Source organism: Actinotalea sp. JY-7885, from assembly GCF_014525465.1.
Lineage (GTDB): Bacteria > Actinomycetota > Actinomycetes > Actinomycetales > Cellulomonadaceae > Actinotalea.
This window is the reverse complement of the sequence record NZ_JACEXH010000203.1, coordinates 1-5,267: the sequence shown is the minus strand read 5'-3', so window position 1 is coordinate 5,267 and position 5,267 is coordinate 1. Positions and strand designations below refer to the sequence as shown.

Sequence of the window (5,267 nt, the reverse complement as noted above, 5' to 3'; positions counted from 1 at the left end):
GCCCGACCTGCTCGACCACCCGCCGCGCGACCATGCGCGCCGAGGGCACCCCGAGGCGGTACCGCACCGCGAGGCCGTAGCCGCCGTCGGGCTGCGGCGCGAGGCCGAGCGCGACGCCGGCGCGCGGACCCGCGGCGCTGCTGGCGACCTGCCGCTCCGCGAGCTCGCGGACGTAGGCCGCCACCTCGGCCTTGGTGCGGCGCGCCTCGTCGAGGTCCCAGCCGCCCGTCCCCGTCGCGCTCGCTACCCTGCCGCTCGTCGTCCTGCCGCTCACGCATCCCCCTGTCGACACCGTGCGCCGAGTGTGCCGGGCGCCACCGACACCCGTACGGTGACGGCAGCGACCGTGCGGCGTCCACCACCTGTCCACCGCCGTCGCAGACACCCAGGAGGTACTGGTGCGGATCGAGCTCCCCCTCGACGAGGTGCTCACGCTCGCCACGACGCAGGGCGTCGTGCCGCCGTTCGTCCACGGCCTGCGCGCCGACGGCGAGACGCTGCGCCTGCGCGTCGACGCGGCGGAGGTCATGGGCCGCTCCGGAGGTCTGGGCCGCCTGCTCGGCGGGCTCGCCGGCGAGGTCCCGATCACGGCCCGCTTCACGGGCTGGGCCGACGGCGTGGTCACGCTCGCGGTCACCGCGGAGAGCCGCGGGATCCCGCTGCACCGCTTCATGCCGCTCGTCGAGAACAAGATCCGCGAGCGCCTGCGCGCGGCCGGCCTGCCGGACGGCGTGGTCGAGGTACGCACCGGCCCGAGCGACCCGGTCATCGCGGTCGACACGCGCCGGCTCCTCGCGGCGAAGGTGGCGGGCGTCGTGGTCACGGACGTGCGCGTGCACGACGCGACGCTCCACGTCGCGGCCGTGCTCGACCCCGAGGTGCCGTTCCGCCTGCTCTGACCGCACCTGCCCGAAGGTGCGGAGCATGGTGCTGGTGGGACCCGTGGGGCCCACGGGAGTCACCTGCGCCACTCTGGTCACACCCGTCACATGCTCCGCACATTCCGCCGGGGCCGACGCGCGGCGAGGCCAGGGCGGGTCGTCAGCCGGTGCTCGCGGGGGCCGCGCCCGGGGGCGGCTCGCCCACGACGTCGACCGCGCGCGGCTCGTAGGGCTCTCGCGTCACGTCGGCCCGCTCGATGCGCGAGAGCCGGAACCAGCGCACGGCATCGCGGTCCGGATCCCAGGCGATGACGTTCCACCGGCCCCGCGCGTGGGCGAGCAGGATCGGCTCGACGTGGCGGCGCGTGACGGCCCCCGTCGCGGACCGGTAGCGGATCGCGAGCACGAGGTGCCGGCCGAGCGACTCCTCGACGGCGCGCAGCACGGCCGGCGCCGCCACCGGCTCGTCCGCGCCCGTCCCGGGCACCCGGCCGTCGAGCCAGATCCGGCCGGCGAGCTCGCCCGCGCGCTCCCGGTCGCCCGGTCCGAGGGCGTCGAAGACCTTGCCGCGCGCGGCGGCCCCGTCGGCGGAGAACGGGCTGCCCGGCGGGAGCGCCGCGAGCGCGACCGCCACGGCGACGGCCTGCGCGGGCGTGAAGTTCACGGGCGGGAGCGAGGCGACGCTGTCCAGCACGTAGCCGCCCCCCGGGCCGGCCTGCGCCCAGATGGGCAGCCCCGCCTGCTGGAGGGCAGAGACGTCGCGCTTGACGGTCCGCTCGCTGACCTCGAGCAGGCAGGCGAGCCGCGGGCCGGAGGTGCCGGCCGGTCCGGCGCGGCGCAGCTCCTCGGCGACGGCGTAGAGGCGCTCGGTCCGGTTCACGCCACCTCCTCAGGTCCCGCGGCAATGGTGACAGACCGGTGTCACCGAGGCGGCCCGAGACTCGTGCCATGACTCTCCCCACCCCTGCGCCCGCTGCGGCCGCGCCCGCCGTCCACGTCGTCCTCGTCCCCGGCTTCTGGCTCGGTGCGTGGGCATGGGACCGCGTGGTCCCGGGGCTGCGCGCCGCCGGCTTCGTCCCGCACGCCGTCACGCTGCCGGGCCTCGAGAGCGCCGACGCCGACCGCTCCGGCCTCACGCTCGACGACCACGTCGACGCCGTGCTCGACCTCGTGGCCGCGCTCGACGGCGACGTCGTGCTGGTGGGGCACAGCGGCGGCGCCGTGGTGGTCCAGCACGTGGTGGACCGGGTCCCGGACCGCGTCCGGCGCGTCGTCTACGTCGACGCCGGACCGCTGAGCGCGGGCCACGCGATCGCACCGGACGCGTCCGGCGCCGACCACCCGCTGCCGTCGTGGGAGCAGCTCGCCGAGCAGGGCAGCAGCGCGACGGGCCTGGACGACGCGCTGCGCGCCGAGCTCGAGAACCGCGCGGTGCCCCACCCGGCGGGCGTCGCCAACGCCCCGGCCCGGCGGGGCGACGCCCGCCGCCTCGCGGTCCCCGTCACGGTGGTCTGCACGAGCATCCCGTCGCCGGTGCTGCAGGACCTCGTGGCGGCGGGGCACATGCCGACGGACCTGCCCGAGAGCCACGACGTCACCTACGTCGACCTGCCCACCGGGCACTGGCCGATGCTGTCGCGGCCGGACGACCTCGCCGCGGCCGTCGCGGCGGCCGCGCGCGCCTGACGCCGCGCCGACGGCACCGGCCGCACCGCACGCCGAAAGATCTTGAAGCCTCCTGCATCCGAACGCTGCCCGGCGCCAGTAGTTCAGGTGTCAAGCAGTTCCCCAGCCCCTCGGGGCAGGACCCAGGAGGAATCATGCGCGCACGACTTGCCACCGGCCTCGCCGGAACCGCAGCACTCGGACTCAGTGTCCTGGCGGCGCTCCCGGCCGCCGCCGCCACGAGCGACACCGCGCAGCTCTCGGTGCTCCACGGCGTCCCCGACCTGGTCGTCGACGTCTGGGTCAACGGCGAGCGCACGCTCGACGACTTCCAGCCCGGGGACCTCGCCGGGCCCCTGGACCTGCCCGCCGGCACGTACAGCGTCGCGATCACCGCGGCCGACGCCGCCGACGCGAGCGCCCCGGCCATCGGCCCCGTCGACCTGCCGCTCATGGGCGGCATGAACTACACCGCCGTCGCTCACCTCGACGCGTCCGGCGCCCCGACGGCGACGCTCTACACCAACGACCTCACGCCCACGGCCGCCGGCCAGGGACGGCTGACGGTCCGCCACGACGCCGCGGCACCCGCCGTCGACGTGCTGGCGGGCGGCTCGCCGGTCATCACGAACCTCGCCAACCCGGGCGAGCAGTCACTCGACCTCCCGGCCGGCACGATCTCGGCCGCCGTCGCCGCGACCGGCACGACGACGCCCGTCATCGGCCCGACCGACGTCACCGTGACCGAGGGCGTCAGCACGATCGTCTACGCGTGGGGCTCGCTCGACGCGGGCAACCTGCAGCTCGCGGTGCAGACCATCGAGGGCCTGCACTCCTCGCCCGCCGGCGTCCCGTCCGGCGAGCTCGGACTGGCGGACACCACGTCGTCCGCCCCCTGGCTGATCGGCGCGGCGCTGCTGACCGCCGCGGGCGGGGCCGTCCTGCTGGGGCGTCGCGCCTACGCGACGTCGACCGCGCGGGACTGACCTGCCGCGATCAGGCCGGGCGCGGGTCCGCTTCGCCGGACCCGCGCCCGGTTCTCTCGTCCGGCCGCTCCGCGCGGCCGGACGCTCGGCCTGACCGGCCGGACACACGAGCACCAGCACCACGCGCGGGGCAGGAGGACGAGATGACCGCACGCAGCACGGCCCTCGCGCTCGCGGCCCTCCTCCTCCTCGGCGCGTGCACGGCGCCCGCGCCGTCGGGGGACGCCGAAGGGCTCACGCCCGCCCCCGCCACCTCCGCCCCGGCGTCGGCGGCCCCCGCGGCGCCCCTGCCCGACATCCCCGTCCGGTCCGCCGACCTCTCGGCCCTGACCGTCCCGGACGCCCCGGCCCCGACCGCGGTCCGCATCCCGTCCCTGGAGATCGACGTTCCCGTCGACCCGGTCGGCGTGCAGGCCGACGGCCAGATGGAGATCCCGCCCTTGGCCGAGCGCGCCGGCTGGTACCGCTACGGGGCCGCGCCGGGCGAGCCCGAGGGCACCGCCGTCATCGCGGCGCACGTGGACTCCGTCGCCTCCGCCGGCCTGGGACCCTTCGCCCGCCTGCGCGACCTCGCCCCGGGCGCGACCGTCGAGGTGAGCCTCGCCGACGGTGCCGTCGTGCCCTACGTCGTGACCTCGGTGACCTCCGTCGCGAAGGACGACGCCGCCTGGGACACCGTCTTCACGCGCGAGGGCCCCGCCCGGCTGGTGCTCGTGACGTGCGGTGGTACGTTCCAGCGCGAGGCCTCCCGGTACTCGGACAACATCATCGTCACCGCCGACCCCGTCCGCTGATGTCCTCCGCCGTCGAGTTCTCCGGTGGGACGCCACCCGGGCACGGCCCGCACCTGTGGCTCGGGCCCGGACCCACCCCCTTCGCAGGAAGGAGCGCTCCGCTGTCCTCGTCACCCGTCGCGCAGCTGCACGCGCCCGCCTCCTGGGCGGACGACGTCGTGGGGCGCGCGTTCGCCGGGGGCGACGAGACCGCGCTCGCGGAGGCGTTCCGGCGCTGGGCGCCCTTCGTCCACACGCTCGCCCTGCGCTCGCTCCGGGACGACGCCGACGCGCAGGACGTCACGCAGCAGGTGTTCGTCAGCGCGTGGCGCAGCCGGGGCGGCTTCGACCCCGCCCGCTCGCCGCTGCCCGCGTGGCTCACCGGCATCGCGCGGAACGCGGTCGCCGACGTGCACGCGCGGCGCGGCCGCGACCGCCGCAACGAGGTCGCCGTCGCGACGCGCACCGGCCCCGAGCCCGAGCCGGAGACGGCGGCGGTCGCGGAGCGCGTCACCGTCGCGGACGAGCTGACGCGCCTCGGCGAGCCGCAACGCACCATCATGGCTCTCGCGTTCTGGGAGGACCTCACGCACGACCAGATCGCCCAGCGGCTCGACCTGCCCCTGGGGACCGTCAAGAGCCACATCAGACGCAGCCTGCTGCGCCTGCGCGACCGGTTGGAGGTGGATGGTGGAGCACGTCGCTGAGGAGGACCTCGCGCTGCTCGCGCTCGGCGAGCCGGCGAGCGAGGCCGTCCGCGCCCACGTCGCCCGGTGCGAGGAGTGCGCCGCCGCGGTGGCCGAGCTGGCCGCGGTGGTCGCCGTCGGGCGCGCCGTGACGCCCGGTGACGCGCTCGTGCCGCCGCCCCCGCAGGTCTGGACGGGGATCCGCGACGAGCTCGGGCTGGCGGCGGACCTCGAGCCCGACGGGCGCTCGCGCGCCGTGACGGCTCCCGCCGTGGA

6 protein-coding genes and 2 pseudogenes are annotated in these 5,267 nt (G+C 76.8%); 6 read left to right on the top strand and 2 right to left on the bottom strand.

Annotated elements, in window-relative coordinates:
* A pseudogene (locus tag IDM29_RS14630) lies at positions 1 to 274 on the bottom strand (hypothetical protein); the annotation flags it as partial.
* A 124-nt stretch (positions 275 to 398) separates the two neighbouring features.
* On the opposite strand from IDM29_RS14630, the gene IDM29_RS14625 reads away from it, so the two are divergent.
* The gene (locus IDM29_RS14625; RefSeq protein WP_182112439.1) at positions 399 to 899 is read left to right on the top strand and encodes a hypothetical protein; all 501 of its coding nucleotides are present in this window, start codon (positions 399 to 401) and stop codon (positions 897 to 899) included.
* 142 nt (positions 900 to 1,041) lie between these two features.
* Here IDM29_RS14625 and IDM29_RS17715 read toward each other — a convergent pair whose 3' ends face one another.
* Positions 1,042 to 1,761 (bottom strand): YafY family protein, encoded by a 720-nt coding sequence (locus IDM29_RS17715; RefSeq protein ID WP_182112440.1) that lies wholly within the window; start codon positions 1,759 to 1,761, stop codon positions 1,042 to 1,044.
* Positions 1,762 to 1,829: 68 nt separating this feature from the next.
* On the opposite strand from IDM29_RS17715, the gene IDM29_RS14615 reads away from it, so the two are divergent.
* From IDM29_RS14615 to IDM29_RS14595, 5 genes and pseudogenes are all read left to right on the top strand, one after another.
* Positions 1,830 to 2,567 carry an alpha/beta fold hydrolase gene (locus IDM29_RS14615; protein WP_182112441.1) on the top strand — a complete coding sequence of 246 codons (738 nt, stop codon included), beginning with the start codon at positions 1,830 to 1,832 and terminating at the stop codon, positions 2,565 to 2,567.
* Between the two features lie 134 nt (positions 2,568 to 2,701).
* A complete protein-coding gene (locus tag IDM29_RS14610; RefSeq protein WP_182112442.1) occupies positions 2,702 to 3,532 on the top strand; it encodes a DUF4397 domain-containing protein in 831 nt (276 codons plus the stop codon).
* 143 nt (positions 3,533 to 3,675) lie between these two features.
* Positions 3,676 to 4,326, top strand: a complete 651-nt coding sequence (locus tag IDM29_RS14605; RefSeq protein WP_182112443.1) for a class F sortase — start codon at positions 3,676 to 3,678, stop codon at positions 4,324 to 4,326.
* Positions 4,326 to 5,012 (top strand): RNA polymerase sigma factor, encoded by a 687-nt coding sequence (locus tag IDM29_RS14600; protein WP_182112444.1) that lies wholly within the window; start codon positions 4,326 to 4,328, stop codon positions 5,010 to 5,012. The genes IDM29_RS14605 and IDM29_RS14600 overlap by 1 nt, the downstream gene beginning before the upstream one ends.
* Positions 4,996 to 5,267, top strand: a pseudogene (locus IDM29_RS14595) (hypothetical protein); the annotation flags it as partial. The gene IDM29_RS14600 and the pseudogene IDM29_RS14595, both read left to right, overlap by 17 nt.

Bases quoted from the DNA above. Each gene is read 5' to 3' on its own strand.
- IDM29_RS14615 (WP_182112441.1), top strand. From the start codon at position 1,830: ATGACTCTCCCCACCCCTGCGCCCGCTGCGGCCGCGCCCGCCGTCCAC.
- IDM29_RS14610 (WP_182112442.1), top strand. From the start codon at position 2,702: ATGCGCGCACGACTTGCCACCGGCCTCGCCGGAACCGCAGCACTCGGA.
- IDM29_RS14605 (WP_182112443.1), top strand. From the start codon at position 3,676: ATGACCGCACGCAGCACGGCCCTCGCGCTCGCGGCCCTCCTCCTCCTC.
- IDM29_RS14600 (WP_182112444.1), top strand. From the start codon at position 4,326: ATGTCCTCCGCCGTCGAGTTCTCCGGTGGGACGCCACCCGGGCACGGC.